Source organism: Paenibacillus alkalitolerans, assembly GCF_016482785.1.
Lineage (GTDB): Bacteria > Bacillota > Bacilli > Paenibacillales > YIM-B00363 > Paenibacillus_AE > Paenibacillus_AE alkalitolerans.
In genome coordinates, this window is record NZ_JAEMXM010000012.1 from 1 (window position 1) to 19,844 (window position 19,844).

Consider the following 19,844-nt stretch of genomic DNA (forward strand, 5'->3'; position numbering starts at 1 on the left):
CAAGACCGATATCAAGTTTTACGGTTCAGAGACTAACTGACGCGGTGAATTATAAAAGGACAGTTTTTAGAGAAGAACAGGTATCTACATATGAAATTTTATTTTAAAGGAGCTTTCTAAGTTATTCAGGCTGGCAAGGGCATCGTATAAGAATGCATTCACGCGGCGGGCCGACAAGCGGCCCTTGGTCGCCAGAGGGATTTCGAGGAAGTGGACTAAGGCGACAACCCTGCACCGACTAAGCGCATCGCGCCTAGGCCTTCGGCCTTTAAGTCGGTGAGGGTTCGTGAATGTAAGAGACGTTAGATGAAATAACGGCAAATTATAAAAACAAAGAAGGTATTTCGATAAACGGTTTACATATGCATTATCTTAATGATGAAAACTTTGAACATTTGAAAGAAAGAATGGCATAAAGATCCTGAAACCAGGCGTCGAATTGCTATTGGGGACATAGAGAAGTGGTATTACTTTGTTCAAAGTAGGTTGGACTATTTTGTTTGGATGGTTTCTGAAAATGATGAGTGGGTGGGTGAAATAATTACTGAAATCTAAGATTGCATGTAAGTGATGGTATAGATGAGAACGGTTCATATAAATACATATATAATTTATGAAGCTGAATCGAAGAGGGCCGTTACATCATCTCACCGCGTTTACGCATCGGGTCAGCTACGCTGTCTCTCGGTCCGCAAGGAGCTTTTCTAAAGTAGCGGATTCGATTCAGCGGACAACCCCGCACCACCTAACCGCATCGCGGCCAGGAAAACGGGAGACTAAGATAAGAGCTATCTAAGTCTCCCGGCTTCCTTTAAGGTGGTGGGGGTTCGTGAATGCGAGAGACGTTATATGACAAATGCTGAAAACCGGTAAAAATCATTAAAATATTCAGAGCAGGTGATGTGAATGAATGACCAGCAGCTATTACGTTATTATTTGAATATAAGGGAACCAGAAGCTTATCAATGGAATTTATCACCAAGAAGTTTATATCTTGAACTCGAGACAAGGGACTTTTTAACAAGAAATTTTAAAGTATATAATGGCATGAAAGCTTGTAATATTGGTATTGGTATTGGTGTTGGTGAATGGGATGACTTTTTAGGGTACTTCTTGAAAGGCTATGGTCAATTAACGAGTGTTGATATTGATCAGGAAATCTGTGAGATATTCAGTTTTAGACAACAAAGAGAGGGACATACAAACCCATCAAATGTAACCTGTGGTGACTTTTTGGCGTGTATGTTGCCCAAAATGGAATATGACTTAGTGACAATGATCGGATCTGCCTTGAGAGAGATAGGGAAATATCGTAATACATTAGAGAAGATTAGTGAAATAATGAAACCAAATGGACATTTGATGTTTATGGATTTTGATAAGTATCACAAGAAAGATGAGTTGTTAGGAGTATTGCATGAATTGAACTTGGAACTTGAACGCTTAGAAGAATATAATAGATATCCAAGTGTCGGTTTTTATTGCATGAAAATTAGAAAAATAGCGTAATCTTTGTGTGGGCTATTCGAAGAGGCAGTATGCGTCGTATAACATCGTTCCAGCTTCGCGGCTATCGCCGCTCGGTCTACCCGAGGAATTTCAGGAAGCAAATGCAGGCAGACACATCGATCTCCCTAAGATAAGAGCTGTCTAAGGGAGTCGCCGTCGTGAATGCAAGAACGTTAACTTAAATCATTGCAACAAATAGAAAAACCATTTAGGAGTTGAGCATACTTGGCTTTAGACACATTTACAAAAAAGAAAATAGAAAAAATCCTTGATAACTACATTGATAAAAAAATTCCAAAACATCTTAAAGAAGAATACAAAATCATGTATAAATTCAGAGGCAATACATTAACACTGACTCAAGAAAGACCTTCATACATACCCGGGCGACGCGTTGAGTTACCTGTTGCACAATTTAGATTTGAAGATGATTACTGGAAGGTCTATTGGAAAGATAGTAAAGATAAATGGCATTTTGTTGATGATATCAATCCAGATAAGAATTTTGAGAAGCAATTAATGATTGTTGATAAGGATGAGAAACATTGTAACTCGAAGGAAGCAATGACTTCAGTTAACACCGCATTCACGCATCGGGCCGGCATTCGCTGTCCCTTTCAAATGATAGGAAGAGATGAAATATGACTGATATCAGAATCACGGAGTTTGATTCAATGGGACTTTTACAATTAAAGGATTTGGATTGTGCTCCATTACCGAAGGAAAGGGATTCCATTTATATTTTGTTCTATCGGTTCTTCAGGGACACCTGTAGACTTGCCTATATTGATAATAAATTAGTTGGTTTTATTTTAGGCTTGGTTGATCAGACCGATCAAAGTCATGCTTATATTCATTATCTGTTTGTTGATGAGAAACATCGGGGTAAAAGAATTGGTGAAAGACTCTTAAATGAATTGATTCAGTACTTAAGAAACAAGAAGTTAAGAAAGATCAGTTTAATGACAGGAAACCCCAAGAATGAACTTTTTTATTCAAGATTTGGATTTATTCTGGATAATGAATTAATGGATGAACATTTGAATGAACCCGTATTTAAATACATAAGGGAAGAGAAAAAGATGATTTTTTATAGATTGGATTTATAAGAATTATTGAGGTTAATCAAAGAAGGTGTGAACTTCATATAACACCGCATTCACGCATCGGGCCAGCTGCGCTGTCCCTCGGTCCGTAAGAGGCATTTTCGATGGAGCGGATTCAGCGGAACCGGCTAACTGCAGTCGCAACCGCCCCTTCGGGGTTAAGCCGGTGAGGATCCGTGAATGCAGAGACGTTATGTGAAAGGACACAAAAAGCGGATTCGAGGGAATTTCATGGAAGATAGAATAAGAAACTTACTGGAATATCTTGATTGGAATCAATCGGTGGAATTACAGGAAATGGCCATAAAAGAATTAGTGAATTATAAGGATTTGCTCATTGACTCAATAATTACATCAACGGGAAAACATCAATGGTTAAATGCAGTTTCATTTGTTTGTGGTTTGGATGAAAGCTATCAATTGAAGTTTGTGCCCCAACTGCTACTTCTGCTTCAAGACATGAATTGGCCAGGAGCTTTAGAAGCAACAGAACTGATGGTAGCTCTTGAACACTCCGAACTAAAACCTCATATTGTTAATGCTCTAATACAAGCGAATGCTGACAATGATACAATATGGATCGCATGGTTAAAATCTTTTATAGAAGAAATAATGTTGGAAGATCTTTTAATTGAATACAAGGAAATAATACATAAAGCAGAATGGTAGTAAATTCGGGGAAGCGGAATCAGCGGACAACCCTGCACCGGCTAAGATAGGAGCTATCTAAGCCGGTAAGGCTTCGTGAATGCAAGAGGCTTTATTAGAAATTTGGAAGCCGGATCATTCATCCCATCCGTAAGAGGTCTAACACATTTTAATGTTTGACGAATAAGGGGGGACATTAAGAGATGAGTAAAGGAAAGATCGTATTTTTAAATGGAGTAACCAGTTCTGGCAAAACATCTATTGTCGATGCTATTCAATTAAGGTCAGATGAGTTTTTTTATGTTGTTGCAAATGACCTTTTTGAAGAAATGATAGGTGATAAATATCTTCGCGAAGATTATTGGAAGTATTTAAGTGATGCAATTAAGATGATGTATCATACTGCTAGATTATTTTCTGATCACGGTAAAAATATATTAATTGACGGCATTATGGTAGAACGTCCTGAACTAAAGCCACATTATGAAAAAGTGAAGAACATTTTTGCTGGTTACCCCTTATACATTGTTGAAGTTTATTGTCCTTTGGAAATTTGCCGCCAAAGAAATATTCAACGTGGAAATAGAACCGAGGATCAATCGGATTGGCAACACAAAATCATGGCAAAAGATATATCTTACAATTGTACTGTAAACACACATATAAATACTCCGGAAGAGTGTGCGGATATTATTCTAAAAGAGATTTAAAAAGGGCAATAAAAAATAAAAACAAAAAAGCATAAGTAAAACAGTTAAAAATTCACGTATGGTCGACGTTCTATGTCCCAGGTTGGGCCGATCCATCATATAACACCACTTTCACGCTTCGGGCCTAACGGCCAGCGGAAACCCGCATCGGCTAAGCTCGGAGCTCCAGGAGGTCATATGAATCACTTACTAAATGATGAGACGGAAAGGCTATATATCCGTCCCTACAGAATTAATGATCTAGAAAAGTCCTTTAACCTTATGCAGGATAAAGAACTATTTAAGTTCCTGCATTTTGATCTAATGACTTACGAGGAGTACCAAGGTTTATTTCATTGGCTTTTAAAGAGTTATGAATCTAAGGGACGTAATTTCAAATATTCTTTCGCCATTTGCTTAAAGAATTCAGAAGAATTAATTGGTTGGGTTGGTGTTGGTAATCTTGATTTACTTGATAAAGAAAAGGAAATTTATTATCTGATAAGCAGGGATTACTGGGGAAATGGTTATGCATTTGAAGCCGCTCAGAAAGTAGTGGAATATAGTTTTAATACCTTAGGACTCAACCGTTTATTTGCCAAAGTATCGCCTGAGAACATATCGTCAAAAAGAATTATTGAAAAACTTGGATTTCAATTTGAATATATACTTGATGATCTGCCTGAAGAACATTCGGAATGTAACGGAGAATTACTATATTCATTATATAAAAATGATTAAGCTGGGAAGAGGTGTTCTCAGCTGATAGAGAGGAACAAGAATTATGATGGTTCAAGGATTCAGTCATGTAACAATCAATGTTAGAGATTTAAGTAAATCTTTAACGTTTTATCGGGATATGTTAGGAATGAAAGTCAGGCATCTGGTAAATACAGACGCTTACTTGGAGTGGGGGACTGCCTGGATATGTATTATTGAAAGAAGTGATTATGAACAAGTAACGCATAAGCACATTGGAACGGATCATATAGCATTTTATATATCAGAGAAGCACTTTAATGAAGCAGTAGAGATTCTCGAAAAGCATAATGTAAAAATTGTACGAGGGCCGATTAAGCGTGGGGTAGGATGGTCGGTAAACTTTTTAGACCCGGACGGAACTGAACTAGAGTTACATACTTCAACTTTGGAAAAACGAATGACAGTGTGGAAATAATTTGTTTTTTTCGATTCGCGATGCTTATCGACTTTGTCACGGTTGGAGGATTATGACGTAAAAGAAAGAATTATAGTTTAGAACGAATTATGAACGGCGGCTATGAAGGGATCGAAGCACCATGAATCGTTATGCATGGCACATCGGCCTTTCCATGATATTGGCTTATTCCGGGTTAAGCTGGTATTTGCACGATACGACGTACTTGAATATGTTATGCATCAACTCTATTGGACTGTCTTTTTGATCGCATTCGGCGAGGAGCCGGACACTTTCGGCATCCCTGAAATATTGTGGATGCTCCAATATTTGTTTTACATCCTCGCACTTTACCTGCACTACGGTTTTTATTGGATGTGCTCCTCTTTGCAACCGTTTCTCTAACCATGTATTGGCGGCATTTCATTGAGCCGATGGTGCCGAGCTGTCAAACGGTGAGGTATTATTCAATTTGTTCTGTTCTTCCGCTAATGCGTTTTTTTTATTCGGTCTGCTGATCCTTTATATCTATGAACGCGTTTCGGTTGACTCCCGGGCTACTTTGCTGCTCATGATCGGCTTCTTTATGAAGTCGAGCGGGAATACGACAGCTTTATATCTCAGCAAAGATAACTATTGGAGCGAGATTCTGGGGTGGCTCCCCGAGCTGTGTTGGTTCGGCGGGTTGATGTTTCTCGGTTTCTCCGCTCTTGAGCAACGAGAAAGTCAAAGCTTCTCCATCAACCACTGAAAAAGGCCGCTATACACTCAGACGCTATGTTCCTCTGATTGCCGTGTTCGTGTTGATAATGGCATTTTCGTTGAGCGTTGAACCGCTCACAATTAGCTTGCTAGGTTTAATTATCGTCTTCGTCATATTGCTATTGCGGCTGTTCTTAGATTAGGGAACGCTTGTGCTTATTTTGTTTTTTTGGTTACAATAAAATTACAATTTGGACAGCGAAGGAGACATGATGCATGGCAATGAACAATGAGGATATGGTAAAAGAGTTTGAAGCATTTATACCTTTTGTGGTTGCATTGAACGATTACGATGAAAGTCATTGGAATTTGCCGATTGCTGAAGGGAAATGGAGTTTGAAGGACATCATTTGCCATATTATGCTTTGGGACAAATATTTCTATGAGGAAGCTATTCTAAAAATCAAATTGAAAGAACCTTTGACAGTAAGACATTTGAATTTCGATGAATTTAATGCCAATGCAATCGAGTATTCAAAGTCGCAGACAAAGCAATCCATCATTGACCGGTTTGCAGAATACAGATCCAAAATTATTAACGATATTTCAGGATTAAGCGATGAAGAATACATACAAGAGTATTTTGACGGCGATAAAAAGATATTTACCATTCAAGAGTATTTGAGAGGATTTATTCCTCACGATAAACAACATAAAGAACAAATTGAGAAATTTTTAAAGTCAATAGCGTGATGGAGAGCGAACGATGCAAAATCTTATAAAAGATGCAGTTCAGCTTCGTGATGTCACGGAAAGAGATCTCCCCATCTTCTTCGAGTATCAATTGGACGCCTCCTCAAATTATATGGCTGCTTTTACGCCCGAGGACCCCTCTGACAAGGCCGCATTTATGAACCGCTGGTCCGATATATTGGCAAATGAAAATATCATAAAGAAGACTATACTTTACAACGAGTATGTCGTCGGAAACATATTGAACTTTATACAGTTCGGCGAACCGGCGGTCGGCTACTGGATTGGAAGACAATACTGGGGAAAAGGAATAGCCACCTCCGCGCTCTCGAAGTTTTTAGATTATGTAAAAGTTCGCCCGCTGTATGCCCGTGCTGCCAAAGATAACATTGGCTCCGTACGTGTCTTGGAAAAATGCGGATTTAAGATTTATGGTGAGGATAAGGGATTTTCCAATGCAAGAAACGAGGAAGTTGAAGAATATATTCTAAAGCTTGATGCTTGATGTATGATTGCAAAGACATGGGATCGGTTGAAGCGGGAGGCCCTGCTGCAGCTATGGCCAAAGCCACTAGCGAGGGCCATCGTTTCTTAATCAATTCCACGCAAAAAACTTTGTTCTTAACCTTTCTTTCTCCGGAAAAAATCGATCCGTTGAGTTCGGTAGTCTCGGGCATGTAGCGGAACACCATTGTTCAACGTATAGGGACGAGCAATTATTTCTTCTCGGAGATGGGAGGGCGCATCGTTGGCAGAGATTAGGTCAGGGTTCGATCTCCACCAGGCAAGCAGCATGCTTTACCCTCCCCAGACTCGAATCGACGCTTAAGCAGCCATACTGGGCGATTTGGTCCTTATGTGTGCAGCAGCCTGCTTCGCGAGAGTCATCGAGATCCAAAACATGGCCAGCGCAATAACCGGGTGAAGGGCGGATATAATTCCGATATCCGACGAAAAAACGGCGGTGGCATACATCAAGACGACCGAGACTAACAACTGAATGCTTTTCAAGCGATAGGTGACCGGCAGCCTTGCGATGAACGTTAAAAGTATCATCGTGATCGGAAAAAAGATAAAAACACGGGCAAAATTCGTATGAGCCATCCAATTTTCCGAATCCACGAACGTGGCCATTCCAGCGATAAACACCTGCATCGCGATAAGCAAAGCAAAAACTCGCGCCACCCACATCAAAACGAGAAAAGCTCTGCGTGCGCCGGGAGACAAGCTCCCGTTTTTTTCTGCGAGGATTACATTTCTGTTCATTTGATTTTGCTGAGGCTGCCGCCACTGAGGGCGAAGCTACCGCCGCGTTCATCGGTTCCCGTCATGACGGAGGCCTGTTGCCGGCCGTCTGTGGCGATGGTCCAGAAACTGATGGTTATCGCGGTGGATGTGGGCAGCATGCATGTCTGAATCGGGGGGTCCAGCTTGGCGGTGTTTCCCCGGGCCACCAGTGACCACGTGCAGCCGTCGTCGGTTCGGGCGGTAATCCTGTTGGCGTAGTCCCTGGTGATCGTCACGTGTCCCCGCTCCGGTGACCGCTCCATGTTCTGCGTGCTGTCCGGCGCGGTTCGGACAGTGGTCCGGATGTTCACCCCGGTCGCCGGGTCGGCTGGGTCGTACGCCCAGGTGCCGGTGAACTTCGTCGTGGCGTCCGGGTCGTACTCCTTTGCCTTGGTGCGGGCGCCCTTCTTCAGCACGAAGTCGTAGTCGCCTTCGGGCCGGTGGCTCTTGGCGGTGATGATCTCGTTCTCGCGAACCCCCTCGACGGTGACCGTCCACTGGGTGATCGTGTAGGCGACGTTTGAGGTGGGGTTGTGGCAGAGCTGGGACGGCGGGTCCAACTCCAACGAGGCGGGGGTGGCCTTGAACCTCCAGGTACACCCGACGTCCGTACGGCCGACGATCCTGCCCGGGCCTTCCGCGGTGAACACGATGTCCCCGATCTGGGGCACCTGGAGCCGACCAGGCACGTTACTCGTCGCAATGTTGGTCATGGTGGCGCGGTTCGGCTGGTCGTAGTTCCACCTGCCCAGGTACTTCCCGACGGCATTGCTCTCCGTGTCCGTTGCCAGCTTAACCGGCGCTGCCGGCTGGGATGGAGAACCCGTTGCGGAATTTCCGCAGCCTGCCAAAACGGTGGCCAGAACTAAGACCGTCAGTAAAATAACAAATGCACTTTTTACTTTTTTCAAGGTCCATTCCCTCCCTAAAAATAAATTTTAAGCGATTTCATTTAAATTTTATTTACCATGAGATCCCAACTTTTCATTCGATTGATGTTTCCCATTATCTTATTTTCTATTTGTTACCGGAAGGCGTCGATATGATCGGTCGCCCATTGTTTGAAGGTAAATGGAGCCCGCCCGGTAACTTCTTCCACCGTTGGAAGCACAGTCGAGAACCCTTGCCTGTTCAGGTCGAAGAACGCGTCGACAATTTCCGCAGGCATTTGTCTAAGCATGTATTGGCGAGCAATGTCGTCCGGGAGCGTTTCAAAACCGAGATCGCGGCCCAATAAGTCGCTCAATATGTGAACTTGTTGTCTAGGAGTAAGCGGTTCCGGGCCGGTTAAGGAATAGATCTTCCCTTCATGCCCGTCTGTGCTAAGCGCCTTCGCGGCAACGGCGGCAATGTCGCGCGAATCCACGGATGGAGTGCTGATGTCGCCGAACGGTATTCTGACAATTCCCTCAGATCGGATCGAATGCGCCCACTGAAACGAATTGGTCATGAAACCGCCGGGCCGAAGGAAGGTCCAGTCAGCGCCCGATTCCCGGACGGCTTGCTCGGCGTCCAAATGGAGTCGCGCTATAGCGTTGTCTGAGCCAAAATCGACCGCTAGCGCAGAGAGAAGAACGATATGACGAACCCCGTGTTGCCGGGCTAACTTCGGGAAGTTGAAATCGGCGTCAAGCGGCAACACCCAAAATACTTTTTCCACGCCGTTCAATGCCGCCTGAAGAGTCTCCGGCTTCGTTAAGTCGCCAGCTGTCGCCTCCACTCCTTCAGGGAAACTTACCTTCTTAGGATTGCGGCTTAAAGCACGCACTTCGCAACCGGACATATGCAGCTCACGAATTACGTTATAACCTACCGAACCTGTTGCACCTGTAACCAAAATCATGTTCTTCACCTCTTCAAAAGGATTCTTTACATCTTGTGTGAGTGCTCACCCATAACGGGTGCCGAAAAGCTGTCCCTCTAACTAGATGTCAAAAGCCAGATCGAAGCCTAGATGAGGCGACGTCTCCAATTGAAATACCAGCGTGCCCACGGCAAACAGGAGGTATACGGTTGGATAACCGATCGAGTAGTCGCGTGCGCGAAGGTGGGTGAAAATGGCAGCGACAAAGAATAAGATGATGCCGATTGCGGCGGCCGCCCCGATCAGCGGCACGGCGAAGCCTACCAGCAGTCCCAGCGCGCCTGCTGCTTTGAGCACTCCCAGCAAAAACATCCACGAAGTCGGTACTCCCACCTTTTCCATGACGACGACGACCTGCTTGAAACGGATAAAAGCCATTGTCGCCGAAAAGGCGTTACTGGCGATCGCCAGGATGGTGAAAATGATGTAGGCAGTAAACATTATAGACACCTCTTCCAATCGATAGATGAATCCTCGTGACGACCTACCGTACCAGTAACAAGTAACATGTCTTCACCTCTTCAGTAGAATTCATTGCATCATGTGTGAGTACTCACTCATAACACAATGTGAATACAGAAATCTTTGCAAGGTTCATGGATATTTTGAGTGTGCACTCACTTATTAATATATTGGTTTTATTTTCCTTTGTCAAGGGATAGCCTGATGTCTTTCATTCGATCGAAGGCGACGGCTGTTCCGGCAGCACACCTGGATCGGAATCGTTCAAGGCGAAATTCCTTGCAGAAGCGCCTGTAAAACATTTTCAACAAACTGTTTCCTAGCCTCTTCCAGTTCGTCCTCGCCTAAAAATTGCAGGTGAAAGGCGTGTTGAAAACAAGCTCCCAGCAATAGATCGGCGACGCTGCGAGGATTAAGGCCGGCTTTTACCCTACCAAGCTTCTGTTCGGCAAGAATATAAGACGCAACGATCTCATTGGAACGATGGGGGCCTTCATTCCGCTGCTGGAAATTTTGTCTATGGCGGGCAAGAAAATCAGGCTCTGTGAACATGGATGCTGTCATGACCATAGTCAAATGAAAGAAATCGAGCGCGGCAAGCGCCGTTTCTTGCAGATTATCCTCTACGGTTCTGGTACCCTTGCGCCCGGGAAGCTTGAGCAGGACGGCAAGATACCCGCTCAAATGGCTTTTCATTAACTGTATTATAAGATCCTCTTTACTTTCGAAATGATTATACAAAGATCCTTCGGAACAATTGGCGATTCTCGCAATTTCCTTGGTTGTCGTCTTGGAAAGACCATTGGTCCGGATTACCTGCTCGGCCGCATTGAGTATTCTGTCCCGGAGCTCCATCTTTATTTACCCCTCGCGTTGTAATTGAAATGATTCGGGTGGCCCCTTATATTTCCGATTATGAGTAATCACCCACTGGAAGTCAACATTGGCGACCGCTCAAGAGAGCGGAAGCGCGAAGATGATGAGTACCAGGTTCGATTCCCCTAGGCTCTATATTATGCAAACAACCGATCCCAATAAGGGTCGGTCATTCCTTTTTGTCATTGTTTAAGATCTAAGTAGTTTAATTATTATAAAGATTGTATTTTGTCTGCTTACGGTGAACAATTGGAGCCGAATATTTGGGAACTGGTTATTTCATATCTCGGATTGATGAAGTAATTTACTCAGCTTCCCCTCATCGTGAACCAACCTATTTCATTGGAAAATGCCGCGGTGTTTATCAACATAGCCGAGAAGATCCAGCTTCCATATGAAACGAGCGTGTTGATTACAAACAAATGTTCGTGTATAATGTAAAAAAATCGATTGCGCAGACCGGTGTATCATCTAATATAAACCTCCGCATAAAGGAGGCATCCCATATGCTGGTTACTTATTTCTCCAAACGTATCTATAGAAATACAATAGAGCAATCGACGCCGTGGCGGATGCCTCTGCTTCGTGATCTCCGCTTCCCGTACGGCCAACAAGAAGTGGACGATGCGGTTACGTTTCGGAAGAACAGGGGAAAACCGATCGCCTGGGCGGTGGAAGACCACGGAAATTATTATTGGCCGGCCAGTTACAAACGCTGCTTATGTGATTTGGCAACTGGTAACTGCAACGCAACACGTACGTTAATAGCACAGTTTCTGGCTGGTCTTCATTATCCATTACAAGGCGGGATACGGTATGTTCGGTTCGGCTAACAAATCTTGGCCGCAAAGGGTTTCGATAATATCTGGCGAGTGCATGTTCCTTCTGTTTTCGTATTGGTATTTATTTATGAACGGGAATGTATACTTTTCTTTGCCTGAGGGTGATTTCAATCGAAACGTGTTATTGTTTGGATTTTCTATGGTTACTTTTTTCAGAATGAGTTTCATGGTGTTTTACTTATTGAGAAGAGGGATATCCTGGAGGGAAACGTGGGGCGTTATCTTTGCTTTTGCAATTTATTATATCGGATTTTCCATGTTAGGCAGTGCCCAGGATAAGCCGCCGGATTGGCTTGACGGGATTGCTGTGTTTATCTTTGTCTCAGGATCAATGATCAACACGCTGTCTGAAATGTTGAGGAATCAATGGAAGAAGGATGAACGCAATAAAGGTAAGCTTTATACGGGAGGGTTATTCAAATATTCCATTCACATTAATTATTTTGGCGATGTCCTTTGGGTCTGCGGTTTCGCGTTGCTCACAAGAAATATATGGGCTGGACTGATTCCCCTCTTCTTATTTTTCATGTTTGTTTTTCTGTATATCCCGGAGCATGATCGGTATTTGAAAACAAAATATGGAGCAGCCTTCGAAAAGTATGAGAAGAATACAAAAAAACTGATTCCATTTATTTATTAATTCCTTGCAAATCCCGGCCGATTTAAAACCCACTCAAGAAACTCCAGACGATTGCCGAACGGATCTTTGAGGAAGAACCGCTTCACACCCTCTTCGGTTCGTTCCTCATCATGAATGACCTGGATATTGCTTTGGAGTAAATGTTCACGCAATGATTCTATATTGTGTACAAGAAATGCGGGGTGGGCTTTTGAAGCGGGGATGAAATCCTCTTGTACTCCGATGTGCACCTGGTGAGCGCCGCATTGAAACCACACGCCGCCGCGTTTTCTCAGGGTTTCCGGTTTCGGGATTTCGACCCAGCCTAATAAGCCGCCAAAAAAGCTTCGAGCCGTCGGCTCGCAACCTTCAGGTGCCGCCAACAGAACGTGGTCAATCCCGTAGAATTTATGTGACATATAAACCCCTCCCACATCTAGTTTCATTATATGAAATTAAGTTTCATCCATCACAACTCCACTCTAATGCAAAATAGCTTAAAAGTCCAGTGTCATTCTTATCACCGGTTCCCGTCATGTGAGAGATCATACAAGATTCATGTCAATACCTGCCATCAAATCGTAAGTATAGCGTTAGTTAATGGAACACCATGCAAAAAATCTGTCAGATAATCTTTCAGATAAACCGGGCCATTCAGCAGTAATGGTCCTACATAGATGGATTATTTTCCCTAGCTATACTGCTCTTCTCATAGGAAGTGCGACCCAATCCTAATCGCTATTATTTCCCGAAAATTTCCCCTGAAAGCTTTTTCATCTTTAAACAACGACCATGTCCTACCAGTATTTTGCATAATTCGACAATTCGATCCCGTTGATAATTAAGACCATGGTTGGGATTTATATGTCATTTGTGTTAACAAAATCGGTACTGATGTAGCTTGTCCATGTCAATTTCGTTACGGTATGTTGAGAGTGTGGAAGTCGTTGTCGATGATTGCGGAATTACGGCGAAATCGATATTTTCATATTTCGCAGCCGCAAACTTACTTATCTTGTTATTCTTAGAAGTTAGAAGGATGTGGGTGAAGTACTGTTTTTTCAAAATATATATATAAATTAGGAGTGGTGTTTAATGAGCGTCAAGAGATGTGATGATAACGATGGCAATTAAGATCGAGTCAGAGTGTTTGCTTACCGAGGAACGGAACCGGATCGCCGAGGAGCTGCACGATTGTGTGTCTCAGTATTTGTTCGGCATCGTGACCTCCGCTCACTCCATGAAACGAGACTGGAACAGCATGACTGAGGAACAAAAGTTAGAGCATATTCAAGAGATCCAGGAAGCGGCGGCTGAGGCTTCGCGCGAGCTGCGCATGACGATTTACAATCTGGGCTCGTCCAAGTTCAGCACTTCATCCTGGATCGCGAGCATCGAATCGTATCTAGCCAAGCAGGCCAAGCTTAACGGCGTCGGGATCCGATTTTACGCGCCTAATCCATGTCTCCAATTATCTGTCGTTCAACAGAAAGCACTGTACCGGATCATTTCCGAGGGTGTAGGCAATGCGATTCGACATGGCGCAAGCAAAAACGTAAACATTAGATTGACTCAAATGCAAGGTATCGTCAAGCTTACAATCGTGGACAACGGTAACGGCTTTAACTTGACTTCGCAGAAGAAGCAGATTAAGGTGAATTCCGGCCTCGGACTAAGTAACATGCGCAAGCTTGCAGCATCGTTGGGAGGCACGTTTGATGTTTACAGCAGGGAAGGCGGCGGAACCCGGGTACGCGTTTTGCTGCCTCTGGAAGACATAACGGATAGAACCAATCATAATACAAAAAGCGGGTGATAGTCGTGAAAATCGTTATTGTAGATGATCATCCCTTGGTTCGTAAAGGGCTGACCTCCGTATTGGAACGGGAAGAATGGATCGATCTAGTCGGGGAATCGGAAACGGTCGAGGATGCGTTGCAGCTTATAGAGAGGACAAATCCCGATTTGGCGATCGTCGACATCAAGCTTGGGGACCGGTCCGGATTCGAGCTGGTCGAAAGTCTTCGGCATCTTCCATGCCGGTTCATGATGCTCACTTCGTCTGCGTCGGCAGCGGATCTTCGGAGAGCGGAAGAGAGCGGCGCCGACGGTTATGTCCTGAAAGAAGCGATGCCCGAGGAGCTGCTGCTCGCAATCAAGATGATCGAAAGAGGGAAGAAATATTTCGACCAGGGTCTTCTCGAAGCTCTTATCCGGAAGGAAGCCGACGACCCGCTTGAAAAGCTTACCCCTAAAGAGAGGGAAGTGTTGTCAGCGCTTGGAGAGGGGCTGTCCAACAGCGCGATGGCAAAGAAATTGATGATTAGCGAATTCACGGTCAAGAAACACGTCAGTCATATATTTCAGAAGTTAAATCTAAGCGACCGCACTCAAGCCGCTCTGTATGCGCAGTCGCGAGGCTTGGCCGCCTATTCGCCTCCGGATGAAACGTATGTATTAAGACAAATTTAAGAACGCTATGGCGTATGGCGCGAAAGTATAATCATCTTTTATACAAAAGCGGCAGCGTAGTATACAACCGAAGTAGAAACAAAATCATCCGTTCGCGTAATAGTTTATCAGAGCATTATCAATATACAATTTAAGTGAGTTAATCAAATCATTGTAAATTGTATAATGTCGGCATACAGAAATGCCATAATATATCAGAAAATTCAGAAAAATAATTGACTGTTTTTAACAAACACAGTATCGGAGGAAATAATTTTGGAATTACGACGATATTGGAATATTGTCGGAAAAAAACTATGGTTGACCGCACTGATCACGTTAATCAGCTGCACGGCCGCAGGCTTTTACTCACAACAATTCAGCGTACCGGAATATGAGGCTTCGGCAAAGCTGATTGTGAATCAGAACACAAGCTCAAACGCTCTTAACCCCAGCATCGATACAGGTTCCATTACCTCCAACATAATGCTGATTAAAACTTATAAAGAGATTATCAGAACTCCCCGGATTATGGGGAAAGTTGTCGAGCAGTATCCGGAGCTGAACGCTACCGTTAATGAGCTCATCGCGAAAGTCAGCGTAAGTTCCGTGAATGAGACGCAGGTCATGTCCGTTTCCGCCAGAGATTATTCTTACGAGCGGGCGGTAAAGATGGCGAATGCCGTTTCCGAAGTGTTCCAACAGGAGATTCGGACACTTATGAATTTGGACAATGTGTCCGTTCTATATTGGGCCGATCCGTCGGAACAACGGGGACCGGTATCCCCGCCGCCGACAAGGATGATCGTGATCGCTTTTATATTGGCTGTAATGGTTGGAATCGGATTGTCGTTTCTGTTGGATTATTTGGACGATACGGTTAAAACCGAAAGAGATATCCGGGCTCGGCTGGGGCTTCCCACATTGGCGGCAATCCCCAAAATGAAACGAAGGGACATGTCCGGCCGTGGCGATCATATACCGAATACGAATCAAACGGGGTGGAAGAAAAATGTCACGATTGATGCGTAAACGGGGCTTGATAGCCGGCACTAGTCCGAAGTCTGCGGTCTCCGAAGCGTATCGCAGCTTAAGGGCAAACATCGAATTCTCCAATCGCGATGAGACATTGAAAACCATTGCGATTACTTCCGCCTTGTCCGGGGAAGGCAAAAGCACCGTTTCCTCCAATATTGCAGTTGCTTACGCTCAGGCAAACAGGAACGTACTGCTAATCGATGCGGATCTGCGCACTCCCGTTCAACATCAAATATTCGAACTGTCGAACCATATCGGTTTGAGCACGGCGTTGGCAATGCGCAGCGAGATCGGGGACGTTATCCAGAAGTCGAACATCGATAATCTGCAGTTGATCACCGCCGGTCCGATCCCGCCGAACCCGTCCGAGTTGTTGGATTCCATACCTATGGCATCGTTGCTGGGGATGGCTAAAGAAATGTTCGACATCGTCATCATTGACACTCCGGCGATCACAATGTTTGCCGATGCGCTTGTCGTAGCAAACAAATGCGACGGCGTCGTATTGGTAATGAATTCGGGCAAAGTGAAAAATGAAATCGCCATAAAAGCGAAAGAATCCCTGGAGTATGGCAAAGCCACGATAATCGGCGCTGTGTTAAATAATGTCAGCGGTTAGCTATCGGAACCGGAACCATACCAGCCGGTAGTAAGGAAATGTCTCCTGCTCCTTTATCACCGGAGGCACTCGGTCATGCTGTGGGTCAGCCGACCTTAGACGTTAATCGTCGAGGGTATGACGTGAGGGTGGGTTAGATGCCCAAATTTTTTAACAAAAGAATCAAAAATTATTCGGATATAAAAAACCTTCTTCGTGAAACTTATTAATTCAAGAGTTATAAAAAGGTAATTATCTAAAAAGACGAGCTATGTTTTCCTGGAGAGAGAGAACATAGCTCGTCTTTTTAGTCTCAAGCAAGGCAAGTCAATGTAGAAAAAAATGGTAGGGGTAGGGTGAAATCATATGAAAAATTTGAAAAAAGTTAGAAAAGCGATTATCCCTGCAGCTGGACTAGGCACCAGATTTTTGCCTGCGACGAAAGCGATGCCCAAAGAGATGCTTCCGATTGTCGACAAGCCGACGATTCAATATATCGTAGAGGAAGCGATAGAATCCGGCATTGAAGACATCATCGTCGTCACGGGCAAAGGGAAAAGGGCGATCGAGGATCACTTTGATATTGCTTTCGAACTTGAGCAAACGCTCGAAGAGAAGGGCAAGCTCGACACACTTGAGAAAGTGCGGCAGTCTTCTTGCGTGGAGCTCCACTATATACGGCAGAAAGAAGCGAAAGGCTTGGGTCATGCCGTATGGTGCGCACGCAATTTTATCGGCGATGAGCCGTTCGCGGTGCTTCTAGGCGACGATATAGTGCAGGCAGACATTCCGTGCACAAAGCAGTTGATCCAACAATATGAGAAGACCGGAAGCTCGGTCGTCGGCGTACAGGAAGTGGGTAATGAACAGACGCACCGGTACGGAATACTGGATCCGTTAGAGAAATACGAACGTCTTTACAAGGTTAACCGTTTCGTGGAGAAGCCTCCGCAAGGACAAGCGCCGTCGAACCTCGCGATTATGGGCCGTTACGTTCTGACTCCAGAGATCTTCGACTATTTGGGCAGGCATGTGCCCGGAGCCGGCGGGGAAATTCAGCTGACCGATGCAATCCAGAGGTTGAATGAAGATATTGGAGTATACGCGTACGATTTCGAAGGCACTCGGTACGATGTCGGAGAGAAGCTCGGGTTTATCATGACTACGATCGATTTTGCGCTTCGTAACAGCGAGCTCAGGTACCAACTGATACAAGAACTGGAGGGAATCCTCGAGCGGGAAAAGGTGGGTGAAAATCATGTCCAGAAGATATAACTACGAAGCGACGTTGAACGTTCCTGAATACAAAAGGATTGTTCACGGAAACGAGAAGAATCTTGTTTTCTATAACAAAGTCAAACGCTTGATCGATATAACAGGATCCTTGCTGGGATTGATTTTCTTTACCCCGCTGTTTGTGACCCTCGCGATCCTGATCAAGCTGGAAAGTCCGAAGGCGCCGGTATTTTTCTATCAGACTAGAATCGGCAAAGACGGTAAGCCGTTTAGAATGTATAAATTCCGCTCTATGGTGCCCGATGCGGAAGAGAAGCTGAAAGAGCTGCTGGACAAAAATGAAATCCAAGGCGCCATGTTCAAGATGAAGGAAGATCCGCGCATTACCCGAGTCGGGAAGTTTATCCGGAAAACGAGTATTGACGAGCTTCCGCAGCTTATCAATGTACTTAAAGGAGAAATGTCGTTGGTCGGCCCGAGACCGCCGTTGCCTAGAGAAGTTGCGGAATACTCGGAGTACGACAAGCTTCGGTTGACGGTTACACAGGGCTGTACCGGATTGTGGCAGGTAAGCGGACGCAATCAGTTGAGTTTCGAACAAATGGTTGAGCTCGATTTGAAGTATATAAAAGAACGAAGCATTGCGGGGGATTTGAAGATCATATTGAAAACCTTCAAGCTGCTGCTTGGAGCCAAGGATGCTTTCTAACATAGGGCGGCGATTGTAATGAAGAAAATTATGTTTATTACGAACCGGCTTCCCTTTCCGAATACGGACGGACGGAAAAATATGCTGCTTCAGTACATCAGGCAAGTAAAAGAGATCGATCCCGGCAGCGAGATCGTGAACTTGTCGTTCGTGGACGACGAGAAGTACCTGAAGCATCGGCCGGGCGAGATTGACCGGCTGGTTTGCCTTGAATTACCGGGTATTATCGAGAAATTGTTCAATATCCTGATCTATTCGCTTCTCCTAAGAATGTGGCCGCTTCAGGTATCCGTCTACTATTCCCGGAAAACTCACCGGAAAATTAAACGCATCATCAATGAGGAACAGCCTGATCTTATCTTGTACGATATGGTGCGGGTGGCGGAATACTTGTCGGACGGTCAAGCCCGAAGGATTCTCAGCTATGATGATTTATTGTCGCTGCGCTACCGGCGGCAGCTTAATTGGCTGCAGTATATACCTTCGGTGTTCGGGGGCTTCTCGAACAAATTGCCAAGCCGCTTGAAGCGGTTCACGGACATGAAGTTCATTCAGAAGCGGCTCATTTCCTTTGAAAGCAAGCTGCTTGACCGTTACGAAAGATCGGCGGCCGCACGCTTTCATCATCTCATCTTCACCTCGCCCGCGGAAGCCGAAAGCTTCCGGCAGATTACCGGTCACAAATCGTGCTATGGCATACCAATGAAGTTCGATCCGGACAACCTGGGAGACGTTAGACCTCGCCGATACGACAAAAACAAATTGGTTTTCGTCGGGAAGATGGACATTCCGCATAACAGCTCCGCCGTCGTCTATTTCTGCGAGCGGATATGGCCCAAGATCAAGCGGCATGCTCCGGAGGCGACGTTCTATATTGTCGGGAAAAATCCGACCGCCGAAGTGCTGCGGCTGCAAGACACATATCCGGGTGTCGTCGTGACCGGTGAGGTGGACGACGTCAAGCGAATCGTCAAGGATTCCGCTTTGATGACCGCTCCGCTGCTGTTCGGAACGGGGATTAAAACCAAGATTCTGGAGGCGATGTCCTGGGGCGTGCCGGTCGTAACCAATCCGATCGGCAGCGAAGGGATCAACGCGAATCACCGGGAGGATCTGTTCGTCTGCGAATCGGACGACGATATGGTTCAGAACGTGCTCCTCCTGCTGAACAATCATGATATCAACGATAAAGTATCGCGCAATTCGATCCGCTATGTGACCCGTCATTTCAGCAGCTCCGTCACACGCAAAAATATGGAGCTGATCCTGTCATAGCGAAAAAGCGCGTAGAAGAGCAGG

24 protein-coding genes are annotated in these 19,844 nt (G+C 44.9%); 18 read left to right on the forward strand and 6 right to left on the reverse strand.

Annotated elements, in window-relative coordinates; all coding sequences use genetic code 11:
- Positions 1-906 precede the first annotated feature (906 nt).
- The 9 genes from JET16_RS17870 (at position 907) to JET16_RS17910 (ending at position 7,068) form a co-directional block, all read left to right on the forward strand.
- On the forward strand, positions 907-1,509 hold the full coding sequence (locus tag JET16_RS17870) for a methyltransferase domain-containing protein (protein WP_199618091.1): 603 nt from the start codon (positions 907-909) through the stop codon (positions 1,507-1,509).
- A 225-nt stretch (positions 1,510-1,734) separates the two neighbouring features.
- Positions 1,735-2,154, forward strand: a complete 420-nt coding sequence (locus JET16_RS17875) for a DUF3024 domain-containing protein (RefSeq protein ID WP_199618093.1) — start codon at positions 1,735-1,737, stop codon at positions 2,152-2,154.
- The gene (locus tag JET16_RS17880) at positions 2,151-2,618 is read left to right on the forward strand and encodes a GNAT family N-acetyltransferase (RefSeq protein ID WP_199618095.1); all 468 of its coding nucleotides are present in this window, start codon (positions 2,151-2,153) and stop codon (positions 2,616-2,618) included. Before JET16_RS17875 ends, JET16_RS17880 begins: the two co-directional genes overlap by 4 nt.
- A 177-nt stretch (positions 2,619-2,795) precedes the next feature.
- On the forward strand, positions 2,796-3,284 hold the full coding sequence (locus tag JET16_RS17885) for a DUF5071 domain-containing protein (RefSeq protein WP_199618102.1): 489 nt from the start codon (positions 2,796-2,798) through the stop codon (positions 3,282-3,284).
- Positions 3,285-3,466: 182 nt separating this feature from the next.
- Positions 3,467-3,973, forward strand: a complete 507-nt coding sequence (locus JET16_RS17890) for a phosphotransferase-like protein (protein WP_199618104.1) — start codon at positions 3,467-3,469, stop codon at positions 3,971-3,973.
- Positions 3,974-4,150: 177 nt separating this feature from the next.
- Positions 4,151-4,693 carry a GNAT family N-acetyltransferase gene (locus JET16_RS17895; RefSeq protein WP_199618106.1) on the forward strand — a complete coding sequence of 181 codons (543 nt, stop codon included), beginning with the start codon at positions 4,151-4,153 and terminating at the stop codon, positions 4,691-4,693.
- Positions 4,694-4,736: 43 nt separating this feature from the next.
- Positions 4,737-5,129 (forward strand): VOC family protein, encoded by a 393-nt coding sequence (locus JET16_RS17900; RefSeq protein ID WP_199618114.1) that lies wholly within the window; start codon positions 4,737-4,739, stop codon positions 5,127-5,129.
- A 957-nt stretch (positions 5,130-6,086) separates the two neighbouring features.
- Positions 6,087-6,563: a DinB family protein gene (locus JET16_RS17905; RefSeq protein WP_199618116.1), complete on the forward strand. Its 477-nt coding sequence runs from the start codon at positions 6,087-6,089 to the stop codon at positions 6,561-6,563.
- 13 nt (positions 6,564-6,576) lie between these two features.
- Entirely contained in the window at positions 6,577-7,068 is a 492-nt protein-coding gene (locus tag JET16_RS17910) for a GNAT family N-acetyltransferase (RefSeq protein ID WP_199618118.1), read from the forward strand.
- A gap of 320 nt (positions 7,069-7,388) precedes the next feature.
- Here JET16_RS17910 and JET16_RS17915 read toward each other — a convergent pair whose 3' ends face one another.
- The 5 genes from JET16_RS17915 to JET16_RS17935 form a co-directional block, all read right to left on the reverse strand.
- The gene (locus JET16_RS17915) at positions 7,389-7,829 is read right to left on the reverse strand and encodes a DUF6220 domain-containing protein (RefSeq protein WP_233531832.1); all 441 of its coding nucleotides are present in this window, start codon (positions 7,827-7,829) and stop codon (positions 7,389-7,391) included.
- Complete coding sequence (locus tag JET16_RS17920) at positions 7,826-8,761, reverse strand: hypothetical protein (protein ID WP_199618122.1); 936 nt, start codon at positions 8,759-8,761, stop codon at positions 7,826-7,828. The genes JET16_RS17915 and JET16_RS17920 overlap by 4 nt, the downstream gene beginning before the upstream one ends.
- A 113-nt stretch (positions 8,762-8,874) precedes the next feature.
- Positions 8,875-9,693, reverse strand: a complete 819-nt coding sequence (locus JET16_RS17925) for an SDR family oxidoreductase (protein ID WP_199618124.1) — start codon at positions 9,691-9,693, stop codon at positions 8,875-8,877.
- An 81-nt stretch (positions 9,694-9,774) separates the two neighbouring features.
- On the reverse strand, positions 9,775-10,155 hold the full coding sequence (locus JET16_RS17930; protein ID WP_199618126.1) for a DoxX family protein: 381 nt from the start codon (positions 10,153-10,155) through the stop codon (positions 9,775-9,777).
- Between the two features lie 285 nt (positions 10,156-10,440).
- Positions 10,441-11,031: a TetR/AcrR family transcriptional regulator gene (locus JET16_RS17935; RefSeq protein WP_199618128.1), complete on the reverse strand. Its 591-nt coding sequence runs from the start codon at positions 11,029-11,031 to the stop codon at positions 10,441-10,443.
- 527 nt (positions 11,032-11,558) lie between these two features.
- Here JET16_RS17935 and JET16_RS17940 point away from each other — a divergent pair.
- Positions 11,559-11,885 (forward strand): hypothetical protein, encoded by a 327-nt coding sequence (locus tag JET16_RS17940; protein WP_199618130.1) that lies wholly within the window; start codon positions 11,559-11,561, stop codon positions 11,883-11,885.
- A complete protein-coding gene (locus JET16_RS17945; RefSeq protein WP_233531834.1) occupies positions 11,869-12,534 on the forward strand; it encodes a DUF1295 domain-containing protein in 666 nt (221 codons plus the stop codon). The genes JET16_RS17940 and JET16_RS17945 overlap by 17 nt, the downstream gene beginning before the upstream one ends.
- On the opposite strand, the gene JET16_RS17950 is transcribed toward JET16_RS17945, so the two are convergent.
- Complete coding sequence (locus JET16_RS17950; RefSeq protein WP_199618132.1) at positions 12,531-12,932, reverse strand: VOC family protein; 402 nt, start codon at positions 12,930-12,932, stop codon at positions 12,531-12,533. The genes JET16_RS17945 and JET16_RS17950 overlap by 4 nt on opposite strands.
- 704 nt (positions 12,933-13,636) lie before the next feature.
- On the opposite strand from JET16_RS17950, the gene JET16_RS17955 reads away from it, so the two are divergent.
- From JET16_RS17955 to JET16_RS17985, 7 genes are all read left to right on the forward strand, one after another.
- Positions 13,637-14,329, forward strand: coding sequence for a sensor histidine kinase (locus tag JET16_RS17955; protein WP_199618134.1), 693 nt, complete (start codon positions 13,637-13,639; stop codon positions 14,327-14,329).
- 5 nt (positions 14,330-14,334) lie between these two features.
- The gene (locus tag JET16_RS17960) at positions 14,335-14,985 is read left to right on the forward strand and encodes a response regulator (protein ID WP_199618136.1); all 651 of its coding nucleotides are present in this window, start codon (positions 14,335-14,337) and stop codon (positions 14,983-14,985) included.
- Positions 14,986-15,240: 255 nt separating this feature from the next.
- Positions 15,241-15,996 carry a YveK family protein gene (locus JET16_RS17965; RefSeq protein ID WP_199618138.1) on the forward strand — a complete coding sequence of 252 codons (756 nt, stop codon included), beginning with the start codon at positions 15,241-15,243 and terminating at the stop codon, positions 15,994-15,996.
- Positions 15,977-16,621 (forward strand): CpsD/CapB family tyrosine-protein kinase, encoded by a 645-nt coding sequence (locus tag JET16_RS17970; protein ID WP_199618140.1) that lies wholly within the window; start codon positions 15,977-15,979, stop codon positions 16,619-16,621. Before JET16_RS17965 ends, JET16_RS17970 begins: the two co-directional genes overlap by 20 nt.
- 354 nt (positions 16,622-16,975) lie before the next feature.
- The gene (gene galU / locus JET16_RS17975; RefSeq protein WP_199618555.1) at positions 16,976-17,875 is read left to right on the forward strand and encodes a UTP--glucose-1-phosphate uridylyltransferase GalU; all 900 of its coding nucleotides are present in this window, start codon (positions 16,976-16,978) and stop codon (positions 17,873-17,875) included.
- Positions 17,859-18,545, forward strand: coding sequence for a sugar transferase (locus JET16_RS17980; RefSeq protein ID WP_199618142.1), 687 nt, complete (start codon positions 17,859-17,861; stop codon positions 18,543-18,545). The genes galU and JET16_RS17980 overlap by 17 nt, the downstream gene beginning before the upstream one ends.
- Positions 18,546-18,563: 18 nt before the next feature.
- Positions 18,564-19,820, forward strand: coding sequence for a glycosyltransferase (locus tag JET16_RS17985; RefSeq protein ID WP_199618144.1), 1,257 nt, complete (start codon positions 18,564-18,566; stop codon positions 19,818-19,820).
- Positions 19,821-19,844: the final 24 nt, after the last annotated feature.